This window comes from Microbacterium sp. AK009, assembly GCF_013410955.1.
GTDB lineage: Bacteria > Actinomycetota > Actinomycetes > Actinomycetales > Microbacteriaceae > Microbacterium.
Genome location: NZ_JACCCG010000001.1, coordinates 207,983 through 230,186 on the forward strand (window position 1 = coordinate 207,983; position 22,204 = coordinate 230,186).

General features: G+C 69.7%; 21 protein-coding genes. 13 read left to right on the forward strand and 8 right to left on the reverse strand.

Annotated elements, in window-relative coordinates:
- Positions 1–7: 7 nt before the first annotated feature.
- Positions 8–1,504 (reverse strand): aldehyde dehydrogenase family protein, encoded by a 1,497-nt coding sequence (locus HDC37_RS01070; protein WP_179558549.1) that lies wholly within the window; start codon positions 1,502–1,504, stop codon positions 8–10.
- 247 nt (positions 1,505–1,751) lie between these two features.
- Here HDC37_RS01070 and HDC37_RS01075 point away from each other — a divergent pair, with 247 nt between their 5' ends.
- The 8 genes from HDC37_RS01075 to HDC37_RS01110 all read left to right on the forward strand — a co-directional run bounded on the left by HDC37_RS01075 (position 1,752) and on the right by HDC37_RS01110 (position 10,051).
- Positions 1,752–2,627, forward strand: coding sequence for a transketolase (locus tag HDC37_RS01075; protein ID WP_218869248.1), 876 nt, complete (start codon positions 1,752–1,754; stop codon positions 2,625–2,627).
- Positions 2,627–3,586, forward strand: coding sequence for a transketolase family protein (locus HDC37_RS01080; protein WP_179558551.1), 960 nt, complete (start codon positions 2,627–2,629; stop codon positions 3,584–3,586). The genes HDC37_RS01075 and HDC37_RS01080 overlap by 1 nt, the downstream gene beginning before the upstream one ends.
- A gap of 17 nt (positions 3,587–3,603) precedes the next feature.
- Positions 3,604–4,665 (forward strand): zinc-binding dehydrogenase, encoded by a 1,062-nt coding sequence (locus HDC37_RS01085; RefSeq protein WP_179558552.1) that lies wholly within the window; start codon positions 3,604–3,606, stop codon positions 4,663–4,665.
- A 5-nt stretch (positions 4,666–4,670) separates the two neighbouring features.
- Complete coding sequence (locus HDC37_RS01090; RefSeq protein WP_179558553.1) at positions 4,671–6,200, forward strand: sugar ABC transporter ATP-binding protein; 1,530 nt, start codon at positions 4,671–4,673, stop codon at positions 6,198–6,200.
- A gap of 1 nt (position 6,201) precedes the next feature.
- Entirely contained in the window at positions 6,202–7,191 is a 990-nt protein-coding gene (locus HDC37_RS01095; protein ID WP_179558554.1) for an ABC transporter permease, read from the forward strand.
- Positions 7,192–7,262: 71 nt separating this feature from the next.
- Entirely contained in the window at positions 7,263–8,270 is a 1,008-nt protein-coding gene (locus tag HDC37_RS01100) for a sugar ABC transporter substrate-binding protein (protein WP_179558555.1), read from the forward strand.
- 69 nt (positions 8,271–8,339) lie between these two features.
- Positions 8,340–9,122 (forward strand): SDR family NAD(P)-dependent oxidoreductase, encoded by a 783-nt coding sequence (locus tag HDC37_RS01105; RefSeq protein ID WP_179558556.1) that lies wholly within the window; start codon positions 8,340–8,342, stop codon positions 9,120–9,122.
- Positions 9,122–10,051: a sugar phosphate isomerase/epimerase gene (locus HDC37_RS01110; RefSeq protein WP_179558557.1), complete on the forward strand. Its 930-nt coding sequence runs from the start codon at positions 9,122–9,124 to the stop codon at positions 10,049–10,051. Before HDC37_RS01105 ends, HDC37_RS01110 begins: the two co-directional genes overlap by 1 nt.
- A gap of 1 nt (position 10,052) precedes the next feature.
- Here the strand turns inward: HDC37_RS01110 and HDC37_RS01115 are convergent, their stop codons facing one another.
- Together HDC37_RS01115 and HDC37_RS01120 are read right to left on the reverse strand one after the other, a co-directional pair.
- Positions 10,053–11,219, reverse strand: coding sequence for a cystathionine gamma-synthase (locus tag HDC37_RS01115; protein WP_374939120.1), 1,167 nt, complete (start codon positions 11,217–11,219; stop codon positions 10,053–10,055).
- The gene (locus HDC37_RS01120; RefSeq protein ID WP_179558558.1) at positions 11,216–12,166 is read right to left on the reverse strand and encodes a cystathionine beta-synthase; all 951 of its coding nucleotides are present in this window, start codon (positions 12,164–12,166) and stop codon (positions 11,216–11,218) included. The genes HDC37_RS01115 and HDC37_RS01120 overlap by 4 nt, the downstream gene beginning before the upstream one ends.
- Before the next feature lie 231 nt (positions 12,167–12,397).
- Here HDC37_RS01120 and HDC37_RS01125 point away from each other — a divergent pair, with 231 nt between their 5' ends.
- Together HDC37_RS01125 and sufU are read left to right on the forward strand one after the other, a co-directional pair.
- On the forward strand, positions 12,398–13,660 hold the full coding sequence (locus HDC37_RS01125) for an aminotransferase class V-fold PLP-dependent enzyme (protein WP_179558559.1): 1,263 nt from the start codon (positions 12,398–12,400) through the stop codon (positions 13,658–13,660).
- Positions 13,657–14,088 carry a Fe-S cluster assembly sulfur transfer protein SufU gene (gene sufU / locus HDC37_RS01130; protein WP_179558560.1) on the forward strand — a complete coding sequence of 144 codons (432 nt, stop codon included), beginning with the start codon at positions 13,657–13,659 and terminating at the stop codon, positions 14,086–14,088. The genes HDC37_RS01125 and sufU overlap by 4 nt, the downstream gene beginning before the upstream one ends.
- A gap of 248 nt (positions 14,089–14,336) precedes the next feature.
- Here sufU and HDC37_RS01135 read toward each other — a convergent pair whose 3' ends face one another.
- Genes HDC37_RS01135 through HDC37_RS01150 form a run of 4 tightly spaced genes read right to left on the reverse strand, consistent with a single transcriptional unit; the run spans position 14,337 to position 17,995 of the window.
- On the reverse strand, positions 14,337–15,089 hold the full coding sequence (locus HDC37_RS01135) for an SDR family NAD(P)-dependent oxidoreductase (RefSeq protein WP_179558561.1): 753 nt from the start codon (positions 15,087–15,089) through the stop codon (positions 14,337–14,339).
- Entirely contained in the window at positions 15,086–16,015 is a 930-nt protein-coding gene (locus tag HDC37_RS01140) for a hypothetical protein (protein ID WP_179558562.1), read from the reverse strand. Before HDC37_RS01140 ends, HDC37_RS01135 begins: the two co-directional genes overlap by 4 nt.
- Entirely contained in the window at positions 16,012–16,770 is a 759-nt protein-coding gene (locus tag HDC37_RS01145) for a FadR/GntR family transcriptional regulator (RefSeq protein ID WP_308472044.1), read from the reverse strand. The genes HDC37_RS01140 and HDC37_RS01145 overlap by 4 nt, the downstream gene beginning before the upstream one ends.
- A gap of 10 nt (positions 16,771–16,780) precedes the next feature.
- Positions 16,781–17,995 carry a mandelate racemase/muconate lactonizing enzyme family protein gene (locus HDC37_RS01150; RefSeq protein ID WP_179558564.1) on the reverse strand — a complete coding sequence of 405 codons (1,215 nt, stop codon included), beginning with the start codon at positions 17,993–17,995 and terminating at the stop codon, positions 16,781–16,783.
- A gap of 370 nt (positions 17,996–18,365) precedes the next feature.
- Between HDC37_RS01150 and HDC37_RS01155 the strand changes: the two genes are divergently transcribed.
- From HDC37_RS01155 to HDC37_RS01165, 3 genes are read left to right on the forward strand one after another with little or no spacing between them, the layout of a single operon-like run.
- Positions 18,366–19,694, forward strand: coding sequence for an ABC transporter substrate-binding protein (locus HDC37_RS01155; RefSeq protein WP_179558565.1), 1,329 nt, complete (start codon positions 18,366–18,368; stop codon positions 19,692–19,694).
- Between the two features lie 23 nt (positions 19,695–19,717).
- The gene (locus HDC37_RS01160; RefSeq protein WP_218869249.1) at positions 19,718–20,644 is read left to right on the forward strand and encodes a carbohydrate ABC transporter permease; all 927 of its coding nucleotides are present in this window, start codon (positions 19,718–19,720) and stop codon (positions 20,642–20,644) included.
- Positions 20,644–21,486, forward strand: a complete 843-nt coding sequence (locus HDC37_RS01165) for a carbohydrate ABC transporter permease (RefSeq protein ID WP_179558567.1) — start codon at positions 20,644–20,646, stop codon at positions 21,484–21,486. Before HDC37_RS01160 ends, HDC37_RS01165 begins: the two co-directional genes overlap by 1 nt.
- Here HDC37_RS01165 and HDC37_RS01170 read toward each other — a convergent pair.
- A complete protein-coding gene (locus tag HDC37_RS01170) occupies positions 21,476–22,204 on the reverse strand; it encodes a ThuA domain-containing protein (RefSeq protein WP_308472073.1) in 729 nt (242 codons plus the stop codon). The genes HDC37_RS01165 and HDC37_RS01170 overlap by 11 nt on opposite strands.

The following is a 22,204-nucleotide window of genomic DNA, read 5'->3' on the forward strand; positions in this document are numbered from 1 at the left end:
CTGTCGATCAGTGCGCCATTCCGGCGAGCGCCTCGGGGTCGATGGTAGCGATGGAGCGGGTGTCCTGGAACGCCCGCACCCCCTCGATCCCCTGCTCCCGGCCGAAGCCGGACTGCTTCATGCCGCCGAACGGTGCGCGCAGGTCGAGCCGCGTCGCGCCGTGGTCGTTGACCCAGACGTAACCGCAGACCAGTTGCGAGCCCACGCGCTGGGCCGACGCCGGGTCTCCGGTCCAGACCGACCCGCACAGCCCGCCCCACGTGTCGTTGGCGAGGCGCACCGCCTCCTCTTCGCTGTCGAAGGGGAGGATCGGGATGACGGGACCGAACTGCTCCTGCGTGACCACGCGCAGCTGCGGGTCGGGATCGACGACGATCGCCGGGCGCAGGAAGTTGCCACCGGCGAGGTCGCCGCCGGGCAGCTCGCCGAACTCGCGCACGTCGGCGCCGGCGTCCTTGGCCTCCTGGATGATCTCCTCGACGAACGCCTTCTGTGCCGGCTGGTGCAGCGGCCCCATCGTGGTGCCCTCATCGAGGCCGTAGCCGATGACGGCCTTGTTCAGCCGGGCTTCCAGTCCCGCAACGAGCTCGTCCATCCGCGAACGGTGGACGAACACGCGCTTGGCGTTCATGCAGATCTGACCGGTGGTGTCGAAGATCGCCGCGTAGAGACGGTCGAGGTGGGTGTCATCGAGGATGGCGTCCTCGAGGAAGACCGCCGCGTCGTTGCCGCCGAGTTCGAGGGTCACCCGGGTCAGGGTCTTCGAGGCCATCTCCATGATCCGCTTGCCGCCGTTGACGCTGCCGGTGAAGCAGACCTTGGCGATGTCGGGGTTCTGGATGAGGCCCGCCATGTTCTCGTCCTTGCCGGTGACGACGTTGAGCACGCCCGGCGGGAGCTTCTCGGCCACGCGCTGGACGACACGGGTGGTCGCCAGCGGCGCGGAGGGCGGCGGCTTGACGATCGCGGTGTTGCCCGCGAGGAGGGCGTGCGGCAGGGCGGCGCCCAGGATCGCGATCGGCCAGTTGAACGGCACGATCACGGTCACGACCCCGAGGGGCTGGTAGGCGACCTCGGTGTTCACCGGGATGGCTCCCGGCACCACCGGAAGGGTGTGGCCCTTGTCGACCTCGCCGGCGAGCATGAGCGCGAGGTTCCACCGGATCTCGAACACGAGGGCATCCACCCACGCCTCGAAGCGGACTTTGCCGTTCTCCTGGGAGAGGATCGCCGCGTCGGTGTCGCGGTCGTCGGCGATCCCGGCGATCGCCTCGGCCATGAGGCGGGCACGCTCCTCGGCGCCCATCGCCGCCCACGCGGGGAAGGCCGCCTTCGCCGCGGCGACGGCGTCGGCGACATCCTGGGCCGAGGCGGCGGCGGCCGTGCCGACCGTCGCTCCCGGCTTCGCCGGGTCGGCCACGGTCAGCACGTCGTCCGTGAACCGCTCCTCCCCGCCGATGAAAAGGCCCGTCGACACTCCTGCCGACGTCATCACATCTGTCATGGCTGAAACTCACCTCTCTGTGCGTTCTGGTTTCCCGGGCCATTGTCCATCACCGTGCGAACGTGCGGGCCGTCGCGGGCGGGGTGACCCCGTGCGATGAGTTTACGTGCAGTCCTCTTTACTTGTAAATGAGTTGGTGGTAACTTCACCGACATCCCTCCCCGGAGAGGGATCGCAGCCGGCCGGAGTGGGCCGACTGATCGACAACGACTGGTCAACACCGCGTCATTCAATGAGGAGGCATGTGGTGAGTTCGCCGACCCTGACAGCAGGTCGAGAGCGCAGCGTGGCTGAGCTGGAAGACCTCGCATTCGAGCTGCGATCGAAGCTCCTGCGGCTGTGCGGCACCTATGAGGGGGCCGTCCACATCGGGGGCGACCTCTCGGCCGCCGACATCCTGACCGTGCTCTTCGGCTACGGGCTGCGCGTGGACCCGTCCGACATCTCCGCCCCCGAGCGCGACCGCTTCGTGCTGAGCAAGGGACACGCGGCGGTCTGCATGTACATCGCCATGGCGATCCGCGGCTTCTTCGAATACGACGACATCGTCGCCACCTACGGCCAGCTCGACAGCGCCTACGGCATGCACCCGTGCAAGGTGCAGCTGCCGGGCGTGGAGTGCTCCACCGGGTCGCTCGGTCACGGTCTTCCGCTGGCGGTCGGGATGGCGCTGGGCGCCCGCCACCGGGGTGAGACGCACCGCGTGGTCACCCTGCTGGGTGACGGCGAGACCGGTGAGGGATCGGTCTGGGAAGCGGTGATGGCGGCCCGCAGCAATCGCCTCGGGAACCTCGTGGCCTTCGTCGACCGCAACAAGCAGCTCATGACGAGCTTCGCCGAGGAGCGCGTGATGTTCGAGCCCTATCCCGACAAGTGGCGTGCGTTCGGCTGGAACGTCGTCGAGGTCGACGGCCACGACATGGGCGAGCTCGTCGCCGCGGTCGATGCGCTCCCCGACCCGGCCAGCGAGGTGCCGACCGTGGTCATCTGCAACACCGTCAAGGGCAAGGGCGTGGACTTCATGGAGCACAACCTCGCCTGGCACGCCGGCTCGCTCGGCGCCGCCGACCTGGAGCGCGCGCTCGCCGCGCTCGACGCATCCCGTGCGAAGGAGAGTGTCTGATGCCCGTCACCTTCACCTTCGGTGAGTTCCTCGGAGCTCGATCGGTCATCGGCTCGACCCTGGCGGAGCTGGGGGAGGAGCGCGAGAACCTCTTCGTCCTCACCCCCGACATCGGCGCCACCCTCGTGGAGTTCCGCGACCGCTTCCCCGACCGCTTCATCGACGTCGGGCTCGCCGAGCAGGCGTGCGTCGGGATCGCGGCGGGACTGGCCTACGACGGCAACATCCCCGTCGTCTCCGGCATGCTGCCCTTCCTCAGCATGCGCGCGCTCGAGCAGATCCGCACCGACATCTGCTACCCGAACCTCCCGGTGAAGATCATCGGCACCCATGGCGGGCTCGTCGGAAACGGCGGGTCGACGCACTACGCCGTCGAAGACCTCGCGCTGATGTCGGCGCTGACGAACATGACGGTGACCTCGATCGGCGACCCGCTGATGGTCGGCGAGATCATCCGTCAGTCGATGAGCATGACGGGGCCGCTCTACATCCGCCTCGCGGTCGGCAAGAAGGACATGGTCCTCTACGAGCCCGGCCAGCACGACGTCCGCATCGGCAAGGGCATCATCGCCCGCGAGGGCACCGACCTCACCCTGTTCACCCACGGCACCACCGTCGCGCAGGCGCTGGCCGCGGCGGCGCAGGTCGCCGAGGCGGGGATCTCGGTCCGGGTCGTGGACATGTTCACGCTGAAGCCGATCGACGAGGAGCTCATCCTCGACTCCGCCGAGCGGACCGACGGGCGATTCGTCGTGCTCGAGGACCACCTCGCCTACGGCGGACTCGCCAGCCGCATCGCCGACGTCATCGCCGATCGCCGCCTGCACCTGACCGCGTTCGAGCGGTTGGGCATCCCGCAGGTCTACGCCGGCTTCGGGGAGGACGAGCAGCTCCGTGACAAGCACGGCTACGGCCTCGCCGCCACCGTCGCCGCGATCCGCCGGGCGCACGCGGCCTGAGACGGAGGGACGTCACCATGAAGACGGTCGCCGTCACCCGCGTGGGGAACCTCCGCGCCGAAGACCTCGACGAGCGCGGGCTCATCGGTCTCGCCGATTTCCCCGCGCAGCCGCTCGGTCCGGAGGACGTTCGCATCCGGGTCGCCTACGCCGGCATCTGCGGATCGGATCCCCACGTGGCGGAGGGGTACTTCGGGACCGAGGTTCCCATCGGGCTCGGCCACGAGATCTCCGGGGTCGTCGAGGCGCTCGGCGAACGGGCGCACCGCACGGGCCTGGAGGTCGGCGACCGCGTCGCGGGCAACTTCCTCCGCTTCTGCGGCACGTGCCTGCCGTGCCGCGACGGTCGCCAGCAGTTCTGCGAGTTCATCCAGGAGTACAACCGGCCCGGCATGGCCGAGACCGTCACGTGGCACGAATCGCAGGTCTACCGCCTGCCGCGCGAGGTGAGCCTGCGCCAGGGTGCCCTCCTCGAGCCGGTCTCGGTGGCCGTGCGCATCGCCGACAAGACCCGCCTGCGGGTCGGCGACCGGGTCGTGGTCTGCGGCGGCGGTCCCATCGGCCAGCTGGCGCTGCAGGTGCTGAAGCTGCACGGCGCGACGTCGCTGACGATGATCGAGCCGATCGCCGAACGCCGCGAGATGGCCCTCCGCGGCGGCGCCGACCATGTGATCGATCCCCTCGCCGAGGACCAGGCCGCCCGGGCGGAGGAGATCACGGGCGGAAAAGGCTTCGACGGCGTCGTCGATGCGTCGGGCTCGACCCGCGCCGTTCCGGGGCTGTTGGACCTCGCCGCGCACGGGGGCACCGTGATCTACGGAGCGATGTATCCGGCCGACTACGAGCTGCCGCTGAACCTCTCGTCGTACCTCTACCTCAAGGAACTCACCCTCACCGGCGTGTTCGTGTCGCCCTACGCCTTCCCGCGCGCCGTGCAGCTGCTTCCGCACCTGCGGCTGGACGATTTCACTCGGGCGGTCTACGACCTCGACGACGCTGTCGCCGCCTTCGCAGAACACCTGAGTGGACGTCACCCGAAGGTCCTCATCCGGTGCAACGACATCCCCGACGGGAGCTGAGGAGCATGACGACCGTGGAAGAACGTCCCCAGACGGTGGGAACCCCGACACCGACCCTCCAGGTGGAGGACATCGTCAAGCGCTTCGAGGGCGTGCACGCCCTCAACGGTGCCCGGCTGGAGGTGCGCCCCGGCGAGATCCACGCCCTGCTCGGCGAGAACGGCGCCGGCAAGTCGACCCTCATCAAGATCATCACCGGCATCCACGAGCCCGATGCGGGATCGATGCGCCTGAACGGCGAGGAGGTCCAGTTCACCAGCGTCCGCGCGGCCAATCGAGCGGGGATCGTGGCGCTGTACCAGGAGCTCTCCATCGTCCCCTCGATCAGCGTCGCCGAGAACATCATGCTGGGCGAGGAGACCCCGAGCGTGGGGGGTGTGGTGCGCTGGACGCAGCTGCGCCGGCGGGCGAAGGAGCAGCTGCAGCGCATCAACCAGAAGATCCCTCTCGGCAAGCTCGCGGGTGAGCTCTCGCCCGTGCAGCAGACCATGGTCGCCTTCGCGCGGGCGCTCGCCACCGATGCCCGGGTGCTGATCCTCGACGAGCCGACCGCGTCGCTCACCGACACCGAGATCCGCGACCTCTTCGCGGTCCTGCGGTCGCTGCGCGACGAGGGCGTGTCGATCGTCTACGTCTCGCACCGCCTCGAGGAGGTCTTCGAGCTCTGCGACCGCCTGACGATCATGCGCAACGGCGAGACGATCATCACCAAACCCGTCGCCGAGTCCCACATCGACGAGGTCATCTCCCTCATGGTGGGGCGTTCTCCCGATGCCCTCTACCCCAACCGGGGAACGACGACGGCCACCCCGGTGATGACCGTGTCCGGGCTCAGCGGTCGCCGCGTGTCGGATGTGTCCTTCACCGTGCACGCCGGCGAGGTGCTGGGGATCGGCGGACTGGCGGGGTCGGGACGCAGCGAGCTGCTGCGTCTCCTCGCGGGCGCGCAGCGCCACACCGCCGGCGAGATCGCCGTCGGCGACGTGACCCTCCCGCGCCGCGGCGGCGTCGGTCGAGCCCTCGAGGCGGGGATCGCCCTCGTCCCCGAGGAGCGCCGCAGCCAGGGCGTGATCCTCGGCGCGTCGATCCAGGACAACATCACCCTCGCCAACCTCGGCACTGTCAGCTCCGCCGGCTACGTCGCCGGGGCCCGCGTCGCCGACATCGCCAAGCGCGGCATCGCCGACCTCCGCATCAAAGCGCGAAGCCCCCGGCAGCACGTCGGCGAGCTCTCCGGCGGCAACCAGCAGAAAGTGGTGCTCGCCAAGATGCTCGCCCGCAACCCCCGCGTGCTGCTGATGGACGAGCCCACCCGCGGCATCGACGTGGGAACGAAGGCGGAGATCTATCGCCTCATCCGCCAGCTCGCCGCCCAGGGCACCGCCGTCATCGCGGTGAGCTCCGAGCTCCCCGAACTCATCGGGATGAGCGACCGCATCATCATCCTCCACGAGGGTCGCGTCTCGGGCGAAGTCCCGGCCGAGGGCGCGGACGACGAGATCCTCCTGTCCTACTGCTACGGAAAGGCGGTCTGACATGACCACCACGGAAAAAGAGCGCACCGGCGCCGTCATGGTCGCGGGTCACGCCCGCACCGTCGGCACACGGCTCATGCAGGGCGGCACCGTCGTCGCCCTCGTGCTCCTGGTCATCTTCTTCTTCGCCATGCGGCCCGACGTCTTCCTGACCTTCACCAACGTCCGCAACATCCTCTACCAGGTGTCGATCCTGGCGATCATCGCCGGCGCGCAGACGCTCGTCATGGTCGTCGGCGACTTCGACCTGTCGGTCGCGGCGACATCGGCGCTGGCCGGCGCGGTGGCGGCGTCCCTCATGCTCCAGGGCGTTCCGGTGATGCCGGCCATCGCCATCGCGCTCCTCGTCGGGCTTCTCATCGGCATGATCAACGGGGCGCTGGTGGCGTTCCTGAATCTCTCGGCGTTCGTGGCGACACTGGCGACGATGACCTCCGTCATCGGCCTGGCCTTCCTCGTGACGCAGGGGACGACGCTGTTCAACCTGCCTCCCGAGTTCAACGCCCTCGGCCAGGGGCGGTTCCTGGAGATCCCGCTGCCGGTCTTCATCGCGATCGCGATCTCGGCGGTGCTGTGGTTCATGCTGCGCTACACCACGCTCGGCCGCCGCTGGTACGCGATCGGCGGCAACGCCGAGGTCTCCCGGCTGTCCGGCGTGAACGTCAAGCGGGCCCGCTTCCTCGCCTTCTCGGCCGCCGGCCTCGTCGCCGCCATCGGCGGGGTGCTCCTGGCCGCGCGGCTGGGAAGCGCCAGCGCCATCCAGGGCGAGGACAACCTGATGTTCTCCGTCGCCGCGGTCTTCCTCGGCATGACCATCGTCCGCTCGGGGGCGGCGAACATCGTCGGCACCATGGTCGGCGTCGCGATCATCGGCGTGATGAGCAACGGCCTGAACATCCTCGGCGTCAACGCCTACGTGCAGCAGGTCGTCACCGGCATCATCATCATCGCCGCCGTCACCCTCAGTTCGTTCAAGAACCGAGAACGCTAGCCGTTCTCACCCTCCCGGCGACACCCGCGCCGGGCACCAAGAAAACGCAACCATCACAAAGGAGTAGAGAAGTGCGTAACAGAATCAGGGCATTCGCAGTCCTCGCCGTGGCCAGCGCCCTCGCGCTCGCCGGATGCGCCGGAGGTTCCGGCGGCGGCACCGACAACGGCGGGGGCGGCGACGCCGGCGGGGGCGACGAGCCGCTGCGCGTCGTGGCCTTCACCTCCGGCAACCAGACGCCCATCGGCGCCTGGTGGGTCAAAGAGGTCGAGGCGCAGGCCGAGGAGCTCGGCTGGGAGCTCACCATGGTCCAGGGCGACTTCGACTTCCAGAAGATGAACCCCGCCGTGGAGAGCGCGATCGGCCAGGGCGCCGACCTCGTCTACAACGGCTACACCGACGTCGCCTCGATCGGCTCGATCGTGACCGCGGTGAAGGATGCGGGCATCCCGATGTTCGCCATCGACGCCGGCGTCGAGCCCACCGACGCCTACGCGCTGAACATCACCACCGACCAGCAGGGAATCGTCGACCAGACCATGGGTGCGATCTCCGACGCCATCGGCGGGCTCGAGGGCAAGAACATCATGGTGATCGGGCACGACCCGCACGCCGGCATCCGCACCCGCGCTTCGCTTGCGGCCGAGGCGGTCGAAGCAGCGGGCGCCACCCTCGCCGGCGGAGAGATCCAGCAGGTCGTCTCGCCCGCCACCGGTCGCACCGAGGCGCTGGCGCTCGTCGCCGACTACCTCTCTGCCAACCCCGACGGCCTCGACGCCGTCTGGGTGGGCTGGGATGACGCGGCACTCGGTGCCGTGCAGGCCGTGACCGAGGCAGGCGCCACCGTGGCGGTCACCGGTGTGGATGCCACGAGCGAGGCCATCGCGGCGGTGAAGGCCGGCACGATGCTCGCCACGGTCGAGCAGCCCTGGCCGCTGATCAACGAGGCCGTTCTCGAGGCGATCGCCCAGTGGCGTTCGTCGGGATCGGCGCCGTCGAACAACTTCGAGGAGGAGGCCACGACGCTGGTCACCACCGAGAACGCCGACGACATCACCCCGTCCGACCAGCTCGGCTGACGCCATCCTCTCGGGGGCGGGCTCTTCTCTCGGGCCCGCCCCCGAGGTCCACCACGGAAAGGAATCCTCATGCGCCTGGAAGGCAAGGTCGCCATCATCACCGGCGGCGCAAGCGGCATCGGCCGCGCGACCGTCGACAAATTCGTCCGCGAGGGCGCGAAGGTGCTCATCGCCGACATCTCCCTCGAGGCGGCTGAGCGAGCCGTCGCCGAGGTCGAGGCCGCCGGCCACCCCGGCATGACCGCGGCGTGCGCGGTCGACGTGTCGGACTTCGCGCAGGTCGAGGCCATGGTCGCCACCGCGGTGTCGACCTTCGGCAAGCTCGACGTCATCTTCAACAACGCCGGCATCGCCGGCGGTGCGCCGCTGCTGGACCACGACCCCGCGAAGGACTACGTCCCGATGATCCGGGTCGATCAGGACGGCGTCTACTACGGCATCCTCGCCGCCGCCCGCCAGTTCCGCGATCAGGGGACCCCCGGGGTCATCATCAACACCTCTTCGATCTACGGCGAGCAGGCCGCGGAACTCGCCTTCAGCTACAGCGCCGCCAAAGCGGCGGTGATCTCCTTCACCCGGTCCGCAGCGTACGAGCTCGCCGAGCACGGGATCCGGGTCGTGGCCATCACGCCCGGCCGCGTGGGGACCGCGATCATCAACCAGTTCAGCGACGAACTGAAGAAGGTGTTCGCCTCGGAGCAGCTGCGCAACACCATGACGCAGCCGTCCGAGATCGCCGACGTCGTGGCCTTCCTCGCCTCCGACGAGGCGAACGTCATCAACGGCACGGTCGTGCACGTCGACGACGGCTACTCGGTGTTCAAACAGCGGCTGGACCTCCCGGTGTTCTGATGACCAGCCTCTCCGCAGACATCGCCATGAACCTGGATCTGGCCTGTCACCTCAACGTCCTCGTCGCCGACGCCGAGCCGGCAAGCCTCGACCGGGCGCTGCCGGAGCTCGCCGCCGCGGGGATCCGCCGTGTCGTGCTCCCGCCGCTGGACGCCGGCGCCACCGACGCGCCGGCCCTCCGGCGGATCTTCGAACGGTTCGGGATCACCCCGATCACGATCGCCGGTCAGGGTCCGGGCGCCGATGTCGCCTCGGCTGACGCCGAGGAACGGGCGGCGGGCGCGCAGGCGCTCCGGCGCATGGTGCGCCTGACCGCTGACCTCGGCGGCGACCAGATGAACGGGGTGCCCTACGGCCCCTTCGGGCCGGCCGGAGCGCCGGTGGCGCCGGAGCGGTTCGACCAGGCGGCGCGGCTGGTCGGTGCCGTGGCGGACGAGGCCGGTGACCACGGCATCGTGATGACCTTCGAGGTGCTGAACCGCTACGAGACCGCCGCGATCAACACCGCCGCCCAGGCGATGCGATTCGTCGAGGCGAGCGGGTCGGAGCACCTGCGGATCCACCTCGACACCTTCCACATGGCGGTGGAGGAGGCCGACCTGTCGGCGGCGATCCGCCATGCCCTGCCGCGCCTGGCGTACCTCGAGCTCGGCCAGTCGGGGCGCGGTCCGCTGTCGACGGGTGCCGTGGACATCCCTCAGATCGTCCGTCAGGCCCTGGATGACGGCTACCGCGGCCGGATCGGGATCGAGGCGTTCTCGCGGAGCGTGCTGGCCGAACCGGTCGCCGACATGCTGGCGATCTGGCGTTCGCCGTTCGACGACGGTGCCGCCCTCGTCGGCGACGCGCTGCGCGTCATCCGCTCCGGATGGGCCGCGAGCACCGCGGGGCGTCGGGAGATCCGGCTCGCCCGCGGGGCGATGGTCTGACTCAGCGGGTCGCTCGGCGCAGTGCCTCGTCGATGTCGGCGATGAGGTCGGCGGGATCCTCAATGCCCACCGACAAGCGCACGACCTCGACCGGCACCGCGGCTTCGGTGCCGCGGACCGAGGCGTGGGTCATCGCGTCGGGGTAGTTCACGAGCGACTCCACGCCGCCGAGCGACTCGGCCAGCTGGAACAGCTGCGTCGACTCGGCGAAGCGGCGGGCGACCTCGCCCGACTCGAAGGCGACCGAGACGATCCCGCCGAAGCCCGACATCTGGCGTGCCGCGATGGCGTGGCCGGGATGGTCCTCCAGGCCGGGGTAGTAGACGCGCGCGACGCGGGAGTGGCTCCGGAGCGCGTCGGCGACCGCCGTCGCGTTGGCGCTGTGGCGTGCCATCCGGATCCCCAGCGTCTTGATGCCGCGTGAGGCCAGCCACGCGTCCATCGGGCCCGAGACCGCGCCGACGGCGAACTGGAGGAAGCCGATCTTCTCGGCGAGCTCGTCATCATCGAGCACGAGCGCCCCGCCGACGACATCCGAATGTCCGCCGAGGTACTTCGTCACCGAGTGCACCACGACGTCGGCGCCGAGGGTGAGGGGGCGCTGGAGCGCGGGGGTGGCGAAGGTGTTGTCGACGACGACGCGCGCTCCGGCGTCGTGCCCGATCGCCGCGAGCTCGGCGATGTCGGTGATCTTCAGCAGCGGATTCGACGGCGTCTCGACCCACAGCACCTGCGCGGGGCGCTCCGCGAGCGCGGCGCGGACCGCCGCGGGGTCGGACATCTCGACCGTGCGCATCTCGACACCCCAGGGAGCGAGCACGCGGGCGAGCAGCCGGTGCGTGCCGCCGTAGACGTCGTTGCCGAGCAGCACGCTGTCGCCGGGCTTCAGCGTGGCGCGCAGCAGCGCGTCCTCGGCGGCGAGACCCGACGAGAACGAGAACGCGTGGGCGCCGCCCTCGAGCGCAGCGAGCTGGCGCTGCAGCGCCGTGCGGGTGGGGTTGCCGCTCCGCCCGTACTCGTATCCCTGCCGGAGTCCGCCGATGCCGTCCTGTGCGAAGGTGGTGGAGAAGTGCACCGGGGGGATCACCGCACCCGTGGTGGGGTCGAACTCCTGGCCCGCGTGGACGGCGAGGCTGTCGAAGCGGTGCGTCTCAGGGTTCACGCTCACGGGAGGTTCCTCGTCATCCACTCGTCGTCGAAGATCTTGCTGATGTAGCCGCGGCCCGAGTCGGGGAGGATGACGACGACGACGTCGTCCTCGCCGAGCTCGCGGGCAGTGCGGAGGGCCGCGACGACCGCCATGCCGCACGATCCGCCGACGAGAAGGCCCTCCTCACGCGCCAGGCGCCGGGTCATCTCGAACGATTCGCGGTCGTCGACCCGCTCGTAGCGGTCGACCACGCTCGGGTCGAACGTGGTGGGCCAGAAGTCCTCGCCGACGCCCTCGACGAGGTAGCCGTGCACGGGCCCGCCGGAGTAGATCGACCCCTCGGGGTCGGCGCCGATGACCGTGACGCGGCCGTCGGAGACATCCTTCAGATACTTCCCCGTTCCGGTGATCGTCCCCCCGGTGCCGATGCCGGCGACGAGGTGGGTGACCCGGCCCTCCGTGTCGTCCCAGATCTCGGGGCCGGTCGTCTCGTAGTGCGACAGGGGCCCGTTGATGTTGGCGAACTGGTTGGGCTTGAACGCCCCCGGGATCTCCTCGGCCAGCCGATCGCTGACCGAGTAATAGGAGTCGGGATGATCCGGCGGAACGTTCGTCGGGACGGTGACGATCTCGGCGCCGTAGGCGCGCAGGACGGCCGTCTTCTCGCCGGAGAATTTCTCGGGCACCACGAAGATCATGCGGTAGCCGCGCTGGAGGGCGACGAGGGCGAGCCCCACGCCGGTGTTGCCGCTCGTGGCCTCGACGATGGTGCCGCCGGGCTGGAGCTGCCCGCTCTCTTCGGCGGCGTCGATCATGCGGCGGGCGATGCGGTCTTTGACCGATCCCCCGGGGTTGAAGTACTCGACCTTGGCCAGCACGGTCGGCTTCACGTCAGCGACGACGCGGTTCAGGCGGACGAGGGGGGTGCGGCCGACGAGGTCGGCGACATGGGAGGCGTAGCGCACAGTGTGTTCCTGAGTCGGGGCTGCGGGTGGCAGCCGGAGGTCAGTGGTCGTCGAAGGCGCGCCGAGGGGCGCTCACTCACAACAACGACACGTCAGGGTCACGTCCCGAGGGTATCAGGCCCCGCCGCGCTCGCGCCCGCCCATGACGGGAAGGCCGACGCCGGGCAACCCGTTCGCAACGGCGGGACGCGGGCGAGCGCGCCGCGCCGATCCGCGAGAGACTGGAGGGTGATGATCACCCTCCCGGCCCGCCTGCGCGACGACTTCCCCTTCCTCGCCGCGCATCCCGATCGCGCATACCTCGACTCCGCGGCGACCTCGCAGCGCCCGCGACAGGTGATCGACGCCGAGGCGGCGTTCGCCGCCACCGACTACGCCGCGGTGCACCGGGGCTCGAGCATGGCGACCGGGGCGGCGACCCTGGCCTTCGAAGAGGCCCGCGCGCGCGTGGCCTCGTTCGTGGGGGCGGCGAGCGACGAGATCGTCTGGACCGAGAACGCCACCGATGCGATCAACATGGTCGCCCTCGGGATGTCGGATGCCGCGCTCGGCCTCGGCGGCGACGACGCCCGCGCCCGGTTCGGCCTCGGGCCCGGCGACGAGATCGTCGTCACCGAGGCCGAGCACCACGCGAACCTCCTCCCGTGGCAGCGCCTCGCGGCGCGCACCGGCGCGACGCTGCGCTGGGCGGCGGTGGACGATGACGGCCTCTGGGGGATCGACGATCTGGCCGCCGTGGTCACCGAGCGCACGCGGGTGATCGCGTTCGCCCACGTCTCCAACGTCACCGGCATGATCGCCCCGGTCGCCGACGTCGTCGCGCTCTCCCGGCGCCGGGGTGCGCTGACGGTGCTCGATGCGTGTCAGTCGGTGCCGCATCATCCCGTCGACTTCCCCTCGCTCGGGGTCGATTTCGCGGCGTTCTCGGCCCACAAAATGCTGGGTCCGACCGGCATCGGTGCGCTCTGGGGCCGCAAGGACCTCCTCGACCTGTTGCCGCCCGCGCGCACCGGCGGGTCGACGATCACCACGGTGACGATGGAGTCGGCCCAGTTCCTCCCCGCCCCGTACCGCTTCGAGGCGGGCACGCAGCCGGTGAGTCAGGCAGTCGGGTTCGGCGCGGCATCCGATTTCCTGCGGGGGATCGGTATGCCGGCTGTCGCGGCCCACGAGCACGAGATGACCGGCCTGCTGGTCGACGCGGTCGTCGGCACGCCGGGCGTGCGGCTCATCGGTGCGCCGCAGGGAGCGGAGCGCGGACCGCTCGTGAGCTTCGTCGTCGACGGGGTGCATGCGCACGACGTCGGGCAGTTCCTGGATGACCGGGGGATCACGGTGCGCACCGGGCATCACTGCGCTCAGCCCCTGCACCGCCGGCTCGGGGTGGCGGCGACCACGCGCGCCAGTGCCTACGTCTACACCGAGGCGGAAGAAGTGGCGCGGTTCGCCGATGCGCTCGCCGAGGTGCGCCCGTTCTTCGGAGCCGACCGATGAGCGAGCTGGAGAGCCTGTACCGCGAGGTGATCCTCGACCATTCGCGTCACCCCGAGGGGCGCGGCGACGTCTCGGGTTTCGCCGTCACCCATCACGAGCTGAACCCCTCGTGCGGCGACGAGATCACCCTCGGCCTCGTCGTCGCGGACGGTGTGGTCACCGAGCTCGCCTGGGACGGCCAGGGGTGCAGCATCTCCATGGCGTCGGCGTCGGTGATGTCGGGGCTGCTGAAGGGCGCCGACGTCGAGGCGGCCCGGGCGCTCATCGAGGATTTCCGCACCATGCTGCGCTCGCCGGGCGTCGAGCCGCCCGAGCGTCTCGAGGATGCCGCCGCGTTCCAGGGCGTCGCCCGCTACGTCATGCGGGTGAAGTGCGCGATGCTCGGCTGGGTCGCCGCCGAGGCGTGCCTGCTGCGCGCTGCGGGCTGAGCCCCCCGCTCTGAGTCCCGCGCTGCGCGCTGAGTCCCCCGCGGCGAGAAGGTGGCGCAGATTGTCGGGTTGGGGCGCTCAAGGCGACAAAGTGTGACACTTCCTTCCGCCCGGGCGGCGAGAAGTGGCGCAGATGGTCGGGTTGGGGCGCTCAAGGCGACAAAGTGTGACACTTCGATCGCGAAGCCCGAGCGCAGCCTCGGCATCGTCGATCAGAACGGCATCGTCGATCAGAACGGCACCGTCGATCAGAACGTCGCCGTCAGCCCGCCGTCGATCGTCAGGACCTGACCGGTGACGTACGTATTGGCGCGGCCGGCGAGGAAGGCCACCGCTTCGGCGACCTCCGCCGGAGCGGCCGGCCGCCCGAGGGGCAGGCGTCCGCCCTCGACATAGGTGGCGATGAAGGCCTCGGTCTCGGTCTCGTCGCGGCCGTCGGGCAGCATGCTCATCCGCGTACGCACGAATCCCGGGGCCACGGCGTTGACCAGCACGCCGTGGGGGGCGAGATCGAGGGCCGCGGAGCGCGTCGCCGCTTCCAGTCCCGCCTTGGCGACGTCGTAGGCCAGGCTCTCCCGGCTACCGACAGCGGCGTGGACACTGGTGATGTTGACGATCCGGCCGAAGCCGTTCATCGTCATCACCGGCGCGGCGAGTCGCATCACATCAAGAGGTGCCTCGAGATCGACGGCCCAGACGGGCGCCCACTCCGCCGGCGTCGAGGTGAGGACGCCGCCGGAGCGGAAGACGCCCGCGGCGTTCACCAGGACGTCCAGCCCACCGAGCTCGGACAGGGCGCGAGCGAATCCCGCGGCGCGGGAGCCGGGGTCGGCGAGGTCGGCGGCGACGAGGGGGAGGCTGCCCTCACCGGTCTCGATGTCGAGGCCGACCACGACGTTCCCGGCAGCGGCCAGTCGTGCGGCGATCGCCGAGCCGATCCCGCGGCGGGCGCCGGTGACGAGGCAGCGGAGCGGTTCGATCGCGTTCGGCGGTGACGTCATCGGCGTTCTCCTTTGACGGGACGGGTGAGGGTCGTGCGCTCGGTGACCTGCAGGTCCAGGCGCGTCGCCCACGTCATGCTCTCCCCGGGACCGAGCTCGACAATGCCGCCCGGGTGCGCCGTTCCTGCGCCGTGCGGGGTCGAGGTGGGCTCGACGCCGAGCGCATGGACGGCGCCGCCCCAGGGAGCCTCGCGGCTCGCGCCGAACTCCTCCCACAGCAGGGCGTGCTCCAGCCCCTCCCACGACACGGTCGCGCGAAGGTGCGGCCCGGTGACCGTGATCACCCGGGGGACGGGATGCTGCAGGGCGGCGACCCGCGCGGGTGTGCTCCGGTTCGCGCGATCCCAGCCGTGGCCGGGCCAGGCGGTGGCGCGCCCGGTCGGGTTCCCGGCGTAGTCCAGCTCAGCGAGCGTCCCCGACGCCTGGATCCCCAGCGTGCCGTCGGCCTCGGTGAGGTGTGCCAGCACGTCCTGCCCCAGGACGAGGTGCTCCGCGACGATGATCCGGCGCGCGTCCGCGCCGCCGTTGACGGCTGTTGTGACAGCCCCGAGCGTCCCCGCGCCGATGCTCCAGCGCCGGGCCGCGGACAGGCCCGCCTCGTCCGCCCATGCGAGCTCGGCGGAGCTTTCGCCGACGCGCCGGACGGTCCACGCGTCCTGCGAGGCCACGCCGTGGAAACCCTGGCGGGGACGAGCGTCAGGGTCCGCCGCCCCGGCGGTGGGGAAGCAGAGCTGCCATCCCCCGCGCCATCGGCCGACCCACGTCGCCTCGTCTTCGGCGGGCACCGGCGCGGGCCGCGCGCTCGCCGCCCACGGGGTCCGCGCCAGCACGTCGAAGGCCCCGACCGAGAGCTCGGCGGCGACGCCGCCCTCATCGGGCAGAACGAGCGCACGGGTGTCGCCGGCCCGCAGGGTGATGCCGCTCACGTGCGGTCGTCGTGCGATCCGCTGAGGGCCCGGATCAGCGCCGTCTTCCCGTCGAGCACGACGTCGAGCATCGCCTCGGCGGCCTGTTCGCCGCGTCCCCGGTGGATCGCATGCAGCACGGCGGCGTGCTGCTCGACGTCGCCCGCGAAGACCGCGTCGCCGGACGCGGTCTGCTGCTGGACGCTGAAGCTCAGGTACATGAAGTCCGCGATGACCGCCCCGAACTGCCGCAGGAGGACGTTGTGCGAGGCCCCGTAGACGGCGACATGGAAGTCGACGTCGGCGTGCGCATAGGTCTCGCGGTCGGCGGTGGCGGCGCGCATGGCGCCGAGCGCCGTCTCCAGCCTCCGCAGGTCCTCCATGCTCGCGCGTCCGGCTGCGAGCCGCGCCGCCTGGGGTTCCATGATCTGGCGCACCTCGACGAGGTCGCGGAGGATGCTCTCGCCGCGGCCCTCGTCGCTGTGCCAGCGCAGGATGTCGGCGTCGAAGACGTTCCACTGCTCGGTGCGTCGCACCCGCGTGCCGATCTTCTGCCGGATGTCGACCAGTCCCTTCGCCGCGAGCACCCGCATCGCCTCGCGGACCGAGGTGCGGCTGACGCCGTACGCCTCCGTGAGCTCGGCCTCCTTGGGGACGAGCTCGCCGGGGGCGTAGTCACCCCGGATGATTGCCCGGCCGATCCCTTCGATGACCCGGCCCTGCAGACCGCGCATCGTGTACCCCGAGCCGTGCTCAGGGTCGCGGGTCTCGGCCACCGTCATCTCCTCACGCCTTCGCGGTTGCCTTCACCTTATGCGCGGCGGCCGCCACCGTGGGGCTCCGAAAGGTCTGCTCGCCGTCGATGAGGATCTCCACCTCGCGCAGGTAGGGTGTCAGCCCCACCAGGTCGACATCGACTCCGAGGCCCGGAGCGTCGGGAGCGTGGATCTCGCCGTTGCGATCGGGACGCAGGTGATCGGTCGAGATCGCCAGGGCGACCGCCTTCGGCTCGACGGGGAACTCGGCGATCCGGTGATCGGCCAGGCCCGCGAAGGGCTGGAGAGAGGCCGAGAGCGCCAGGTGGGACGTGAAGGTGTGATTGACGAAGGTCACGCCCTTCGCTACGGCGTGCTGGGCGACATCCCACGCCGGTCCGATCCCGCCGATCCGGGCGGCGTCGATCTGGATGAAGCGGACGTGCCCGTAGTCGATGAGGTTCGTCGCCATGTGGACGGTGTGCGCCCCCTCGCCCCCGGCGATGCCGACCGTGCCCGACTGCCCGGCGAGCTCTGCGTACGCGGCGAAGGCGTGGGGGACGAACGGCTCCTCCAGCCATGTCGCGCGGGCCTGTTGGAGGGCCGCCAGTCGTCGGGATGCCCGCTCGGCGTCGTCGCCCCAGATCTGGCCGGCGTCGACGAGAAGAATCCCGTCATCGCCGAGCCCCTCCCGCGCCGCCACCAGGTGATCGCCGTCGATCCGGGGATCGCCGGTGCCGAACGAACCCCAGCCGAACTTCACGGCGCGGAAGCCGCGAGCGACCTGATCGCGAGCGCGCACGCGGGTGGCGTCGGGATCGGCGCCGAAGAGGAGGGAGGCGTAGGGGACCTTTCCGCGCGACGAGTCGTACCCCAGCATCCGCCACACCGGTTCGTCACGGGCGCGACCGAGCAGATCCCACAGGGCGATCTCGATGCCCGACCACGTGTGGGCGGCCTGGAGCAGGTCCATGCTGTTGCGCTCGACCAGTGCGGCGATGCGGCGGATGTCGACCGGTCCGTCGAGGCGCTCACCGATCACGCTCGCCGCCACGGGCTGACAGACACCGTGCGAGCGCGGGGTGACGAAGGCGGCGATGGAGGTCAGGGGAGACGCCTCGCACTCGCCCCAGCCCTCGTGGTCGCCGGCGCGCACGCGGACCAGGAGCGCATCCTGGCTGCCGTCCGCCTCGAGGGTGACCTCGGGCATGGAGACGTAGAAGAAGTCGACGGTGTCGATGTTCATCGGGCGTCCGTGTTCATGAGGTGATGCCGCCTTCGCATCTCGGGGATGAGTGACCGGAGGCCTCGCGCGCACACAGCCTCACTGCGGTCTGCCGCCTCAGGGTTACATCATATGTATAGCCGCCTCTTCTGCAAAGCGCGAAGAAGATTCCCCGCGACAAATCATGGATTTCTCCGTACACGTATGATGTAATCCTGTCACGCGAGGCCATCGGCCCGCGCACAGTCGATGTGGATGGGACGATGATGTCGCAACGCCCGAGCAGTGGGGCCCGTGCCGCCGCTGCATGTTCGCCGTCGCCCTCTTCCGCGCGCTCACCCCGTGAGCGGCAGCTGCCGCTCATGCGTTGCATCCAAGGAAGGACACAGCAATGAACACACGCGCGCTCGGCGGGCTCGTTCTCGCCTCTGGGCTCGTCGTCTCGTTGGCGGCGTGCGCCCCGGCGGGGGGCGGTGAGTCCGGCGACCAGGAGCTGGTCATCTGGGACACCGGCATCCTCGGCAGGACTCTCGAAAGCGGCGAGGCCGACCTCGAGAACTCCTTCATCGATCAGATGGCCGCCGAGTTCGAGGAGCAGAACCCCGGGGTGACCGTCACCGTCGTCCAGCAGGGTGGCGACATCTCCGCCAACTCCGCGCAGTTCCAGGCGGCCTCGATCGCCGGAGACGGCCCGGACATCCGCATCCAGTACGCCGGCGGCCCGACCATCTCCTTCGCGGAGTTCTTCGAGGACCTCGAGCCCTACCTGACCCCAGAGATCATCGACTCCATGGCGGGCTTCAACGTCAATCGCGCCGACTTCGATCCCGAGGGCGCCATCCTCGGCATGCCCTACGGAGCGGGCAACCTCTTCACGGTGTTCGCGAACAACGCCATGCTCGAGGAGGCCGGGCTCGACCCCGCCGACCCGCCCACCTCGTGGGAGGAGCTGATGGCCAACGGCGAGCAGATCGTCGAGAACACCGACTACAACGCCTTCTGGATGGCCAACCTCGAGGGGTACGTCGGTGCCTGGATCATCAGCGCGCTGGTCGGGGGCGAACTCGGAGAGACCGCCTTCACCCAGATGTACGCCGGCGACATCCCCGTCGACGACCCGGCGATGGTGAAGGCCTACGAGGCTTTCGCCGAGCTCGGAGCGTCGGGCCTTGCCAATCCCGACGCCGGGCAGGTCTCCAACGGCGAGTCGACGGCAGGATTCGTCGGCGGTGAGGGCGCCTACTACATCGTCGGCAGCTGGGAGAACAACAACATGGTCGACGCGTTCGGTGAGGACGTCAGCGTGTTCTTCATCCCCATGTTCGAGGACGCGCCGTATCCGAACATGGCGGCGGGCGGCCCGGAGATCTCGATCTCGATGACGAACTACTCCGATCAGAAGGAGCTCGCGGGCGAGTTCCTGCAGTTCCTCGCCGAGCCTGCGAACCAGGACCGGTTCGTCGAGCTGTACCAGACGCAGGCGTCCAACCACGAGGACGCCGACGCCTCGCTGATCGAGAACCCGCTGCTGCAGCAGGAGTTCGAGCAGCTCCAGGAAGCCACCGACGGCGTCGTCTTCGCCTTCGACTCGGTGATGCCGCAGGCCACGATCGACCTCTTCTACCGCGTGAACGCCGGCGTGTTCCTCGGCTCCATCACGCCCGAGGACGCCGTACGCCAGCTGGCGGACTCGTACGCCACGGAGATCGCCAACCAGTGACTTCCGCCTTCGAAGGCTCGCTGATGGGCGCCTCGGACGAGGCGCCCATCATCGAAGCCACCGCCCAGAAGCACCGCCGGCCCGGGGGCCTGCGCCGGCGCGACCGCCTCGTGGGACTCGCCTCGGTGCTCCCCGCCTTCCTGGTCGTGGTCGGCTTCATGGCCTTCCCGGTCGCCTTCGCCGTCTTCATCTCCTTCACCCGGACCAACGGACTCACCTTCGAGTGGAACGGGTTCGCGAACTACACCGCCCTGCTCACCGACCCGGTCGTGCACCAGGTCTTCCTGAACAACCTGAAGTTCCTCATCTCGGTGCCGCTGGTCATCTTCGTCGCGCTCATCGTCTCGGTGCTGCTGTTCGAGCGCGTGCGGGGGTGGCGGTTCTTCCGGCTGATCTTCTTCCTGCCGAACGTGCTGTCCGTGGCGGTCATCGGCATCATGTTCCGCAACGCCTTCGGGTACTACGGCGGTGTCAATCAGGCGCTGGCGCTGTTCGGCCTGGAGCCGGTGCAGTTCTTCACCGACGGCACGCTGGCGATCTCCGTCATCATCCTCGCGCTCGTCTGGTCGGGCTTCGGCTACCAGTCGCTCCTGCTGCTGGCGGGGCTCACCTCGATCAACCCGGCCGTGTTCGAGGCGGCCGCCATCGACGGGGCGGGGTGGTGGAAGCGGCTGTGGTACATCACCCTTCCCAACATCCGACGGGTGCTCGGCTTCGTCTTCATCATCAACGTGCTCTACACCTTCACGTCGCTGTTCGGCTTCGTCTTCGTCATGACCGCGGGCGGGCCGGGGTTCGAGACCACCACGATCGACTACCTCGTGTACCTCCGCGCCTTCTCCAGCAGCAACCTCGGATCCGGTGCGGCGCTCGCCGTGGTGCTGTTCCTCTTCATCGGCATCCTCACCCTGATCCAGAACCGCGTGTTCCGACTGCAGGAGGAGGACTGATGACCGACGTGGTGAGTTCCCGTCTCAGCAGCAGGCGCACGAGGTGGCCGATCTTCATCGCCCTGTGCCTGGTGGCGGTCTCGATCCTCTACCCGCTGTGGTTCGTGGTGATCACCTCGCTCCGGCCCAACGCCGACTATCTGCGCGATCCGTTCGGCCTTCCGGGGGAGTGGACCCTTTCGAACTACGCCACCCTGGCCAATTCCTACGGCCTCGGTCAGGCCTTCCTGAACAGCATGTTCGTCACGACCGTCTCGGTGGTGATCGTGCTCATCCTGGCCACGATCGCCGGGCATGCGCTGGCGAAGCTCCCGGTGCCGGGAGCGAAGTACATCACCGCGACCTTCGTGTCGGTGATGCTCATCCCCGGCCCGGTGCTCATCATTCCGATCTACCTGCTCCTCGCCCGTCTGGGGCTCGGAGGGTACGCCGGGCTGATCCTCGTCTACGTCGCCACGGGGCTGCCCTTCGCCACGTTCTTCCTGACGCTGACCTTCCGCGGCATACCCGACGAAGTGATGGAGGCGGCGCGCATCGACGGGGCAGGGCTCTTCCGCACCCTGTGGTCGATCGTGCTGCCCATGGGTTCCAGCGGCATCGCCACCCTCGCGGTGCTGCAGTTCCTCGGCGTGTGGAACGAGCTGATCTTCGCGATCATCCTGATCAGAGACCAGTCGATGTGGCTGCTCACCCCCACCCTGGCGACGATCGGTGAGAGGTTCGTCACCGACCAGCCGCTGGTGTCGGCGGGGCTGTTCGTCACGGCATCGGTGCCCCTGCTCCTGCTGGCCTTCGCGTCGCGCTACATCATGCAGGGTCTGCAGGTGGGTGTCAGTCGGTGAACCAGTCTCGGGGCTGATGGGTGGCGTCCAGCGGCAGCCCCCGGCCGCTCGGCGCCGCCCATCTCACCCCGTTGGCGAGCACGCGCTGGATGTCGGGGTGGTGGTAGACCGGGTACTCCTGGTCGCCGGGGGAGAAGTAGAAGACCCGCCCCGCCCCGCGGGTCCAGGTCGCTCCGGAGCGGAACACCTCGCCGCCGGAGAAGGCCGAGAGGAAGATCAGCTCCTCCGGGACCGGGATGTCGAAGAACTCCCCGTACATCTCCTGCTCGCCGATGACGAGGGGGTCGGGGATGCCCTGGGCGATCGGATGCCGCGGAGCGACCGTCCACACCACCTCGCGCTCTCCGTCGTTGCGCCACCGAAGCGAGCACGTCGTCCCCATCAGGCGGCGGAAGATCTTCGAGTAGTGCCCGGAGTGCAGGACGATGAGTCCCATCCCTCCGAGGACCGCGTGGTGGACGCGGTCGACGACGGCGTCATCGACGCCCGGATGGTCCTCGTGACCCCACCACAGCATCACGTCGGTGGATTCGACGACCTCGACGGGAAGACCGTGCTCGGGCTGCTCCATCGTCGCGGTGGTCACCTCGACGTCGGCGCCGAGGTGAGCGCGCAGGCCTGCGGCGATCGCTCCGTGAATGCCCTCGGGGTACAGCTCGGCCGGCCGGGTGCCCGCCCGGCGCTCATGCCGGTTCTCGTTCCACACCGTCACGCGGAT

Excerpts from the sequence above, each read along its gene's own strand:
- HDC37_RS01095 (WP_179558554.1), top strand. The coding sequence starts at position 6,202 with ATGACCACCACGGAAAAAGAGCGCACCGGCGCCGTCATGGTCGCGGGT.
- HDC37_RS01155 (WP_179558565.1), top strand. The coding sequence starts at position 18,366 with ATGAACACACGCGCGCTCGGCGGGCTCGTTCTCGCCTCTGGGCTCGTC.
- HDC37_RS01070 (WP_179558549.1), bottom strand. The coding sequence starts at position 1,504 with ATGACAGATGTGATGACGTCGGCAGGAGTGTCGACGGGCCTTTTCATC.
- HDC37_RS01085 (WP_179558552.1), top strand. The coding sequence starts at position 3,604 with ATGAAGACGGTCGCCGTCACCCGCGTGGGGAACCTCCGCGCCGAAGAC.
- HDC37_RS01080 (WP_179558551.1), top strand. The coding sequence starts at position 2,627 with ATGCCCGTCACCTTCACCTTCGGTGAGTTCCTCGGAGCTCGATCGGTC.
- sufU (WP_179558560.1), top strand. The coding sequence starts at position 13,657 with ATGAGCGAGCTGGAGAGCCTGTACCGCGAGGTGATCCTCGACCATTCG.
- HDC37_RS01105 (WP_179558556.1), top strand. The coding sequence starts at position 8,340 with ATGCGCCTGGAAGGCAAGGTCGCCATCATCACCGGCGGCGCAAGCGGC.
- HDC37_RS01110 (WP_179558557.1), top strand. The coding sequence starts at position 9,122 with ATGACCAGCCTCTCCGCAGACATCGCCATGAACCTGGATCTGGCCTGT.
- HDC37_RS01135 (WP_179558561.1), bottom strand. The coding sequence starts at position 15,089 with ATGACGTCACCGCCGAACGCGATCGAACCGCTCCGCTGCCTCGTCACC.
- HDC37_RS01150 (WP_179558564.1), bottom strand. The coding sequence starts at position 17,995 with ATGAACATCGACACCGTCGACTTCTTCTACGTCTCCATGCCCGAGGTC.
- HDC37_RS01090 (WP_179558553.1), top strand. The coding sequence starts at position 4,671 with ATGACGACCGTGGAAGAACGTCCCCAGACGGTGGGAACCCCGACACCG.
- HDC37_RS01160 (WP_218869249.1), top strand. The coding sequence starts at position 19,718 with ATGGGCGCCTCGGACGAGGCGCCCATCATCGAAGCCACCGCCCAGAAG.
- HDC37_RS01165 (WP_179558567.1), top strand. The coding sequence starts at position 20,644 with ATGACCGACGTGGTGAGTTCCCGTCTCAGCAGCAGGCGCACGAGGTGG.
- HDC37_RS01125 (WP_179558559.1), top strand. The coding sequence starts at position 12,398 with ATGATCACCCTCCCGGCCCGCCTGCGCGACGACTTCCCCTTCCTCGCC.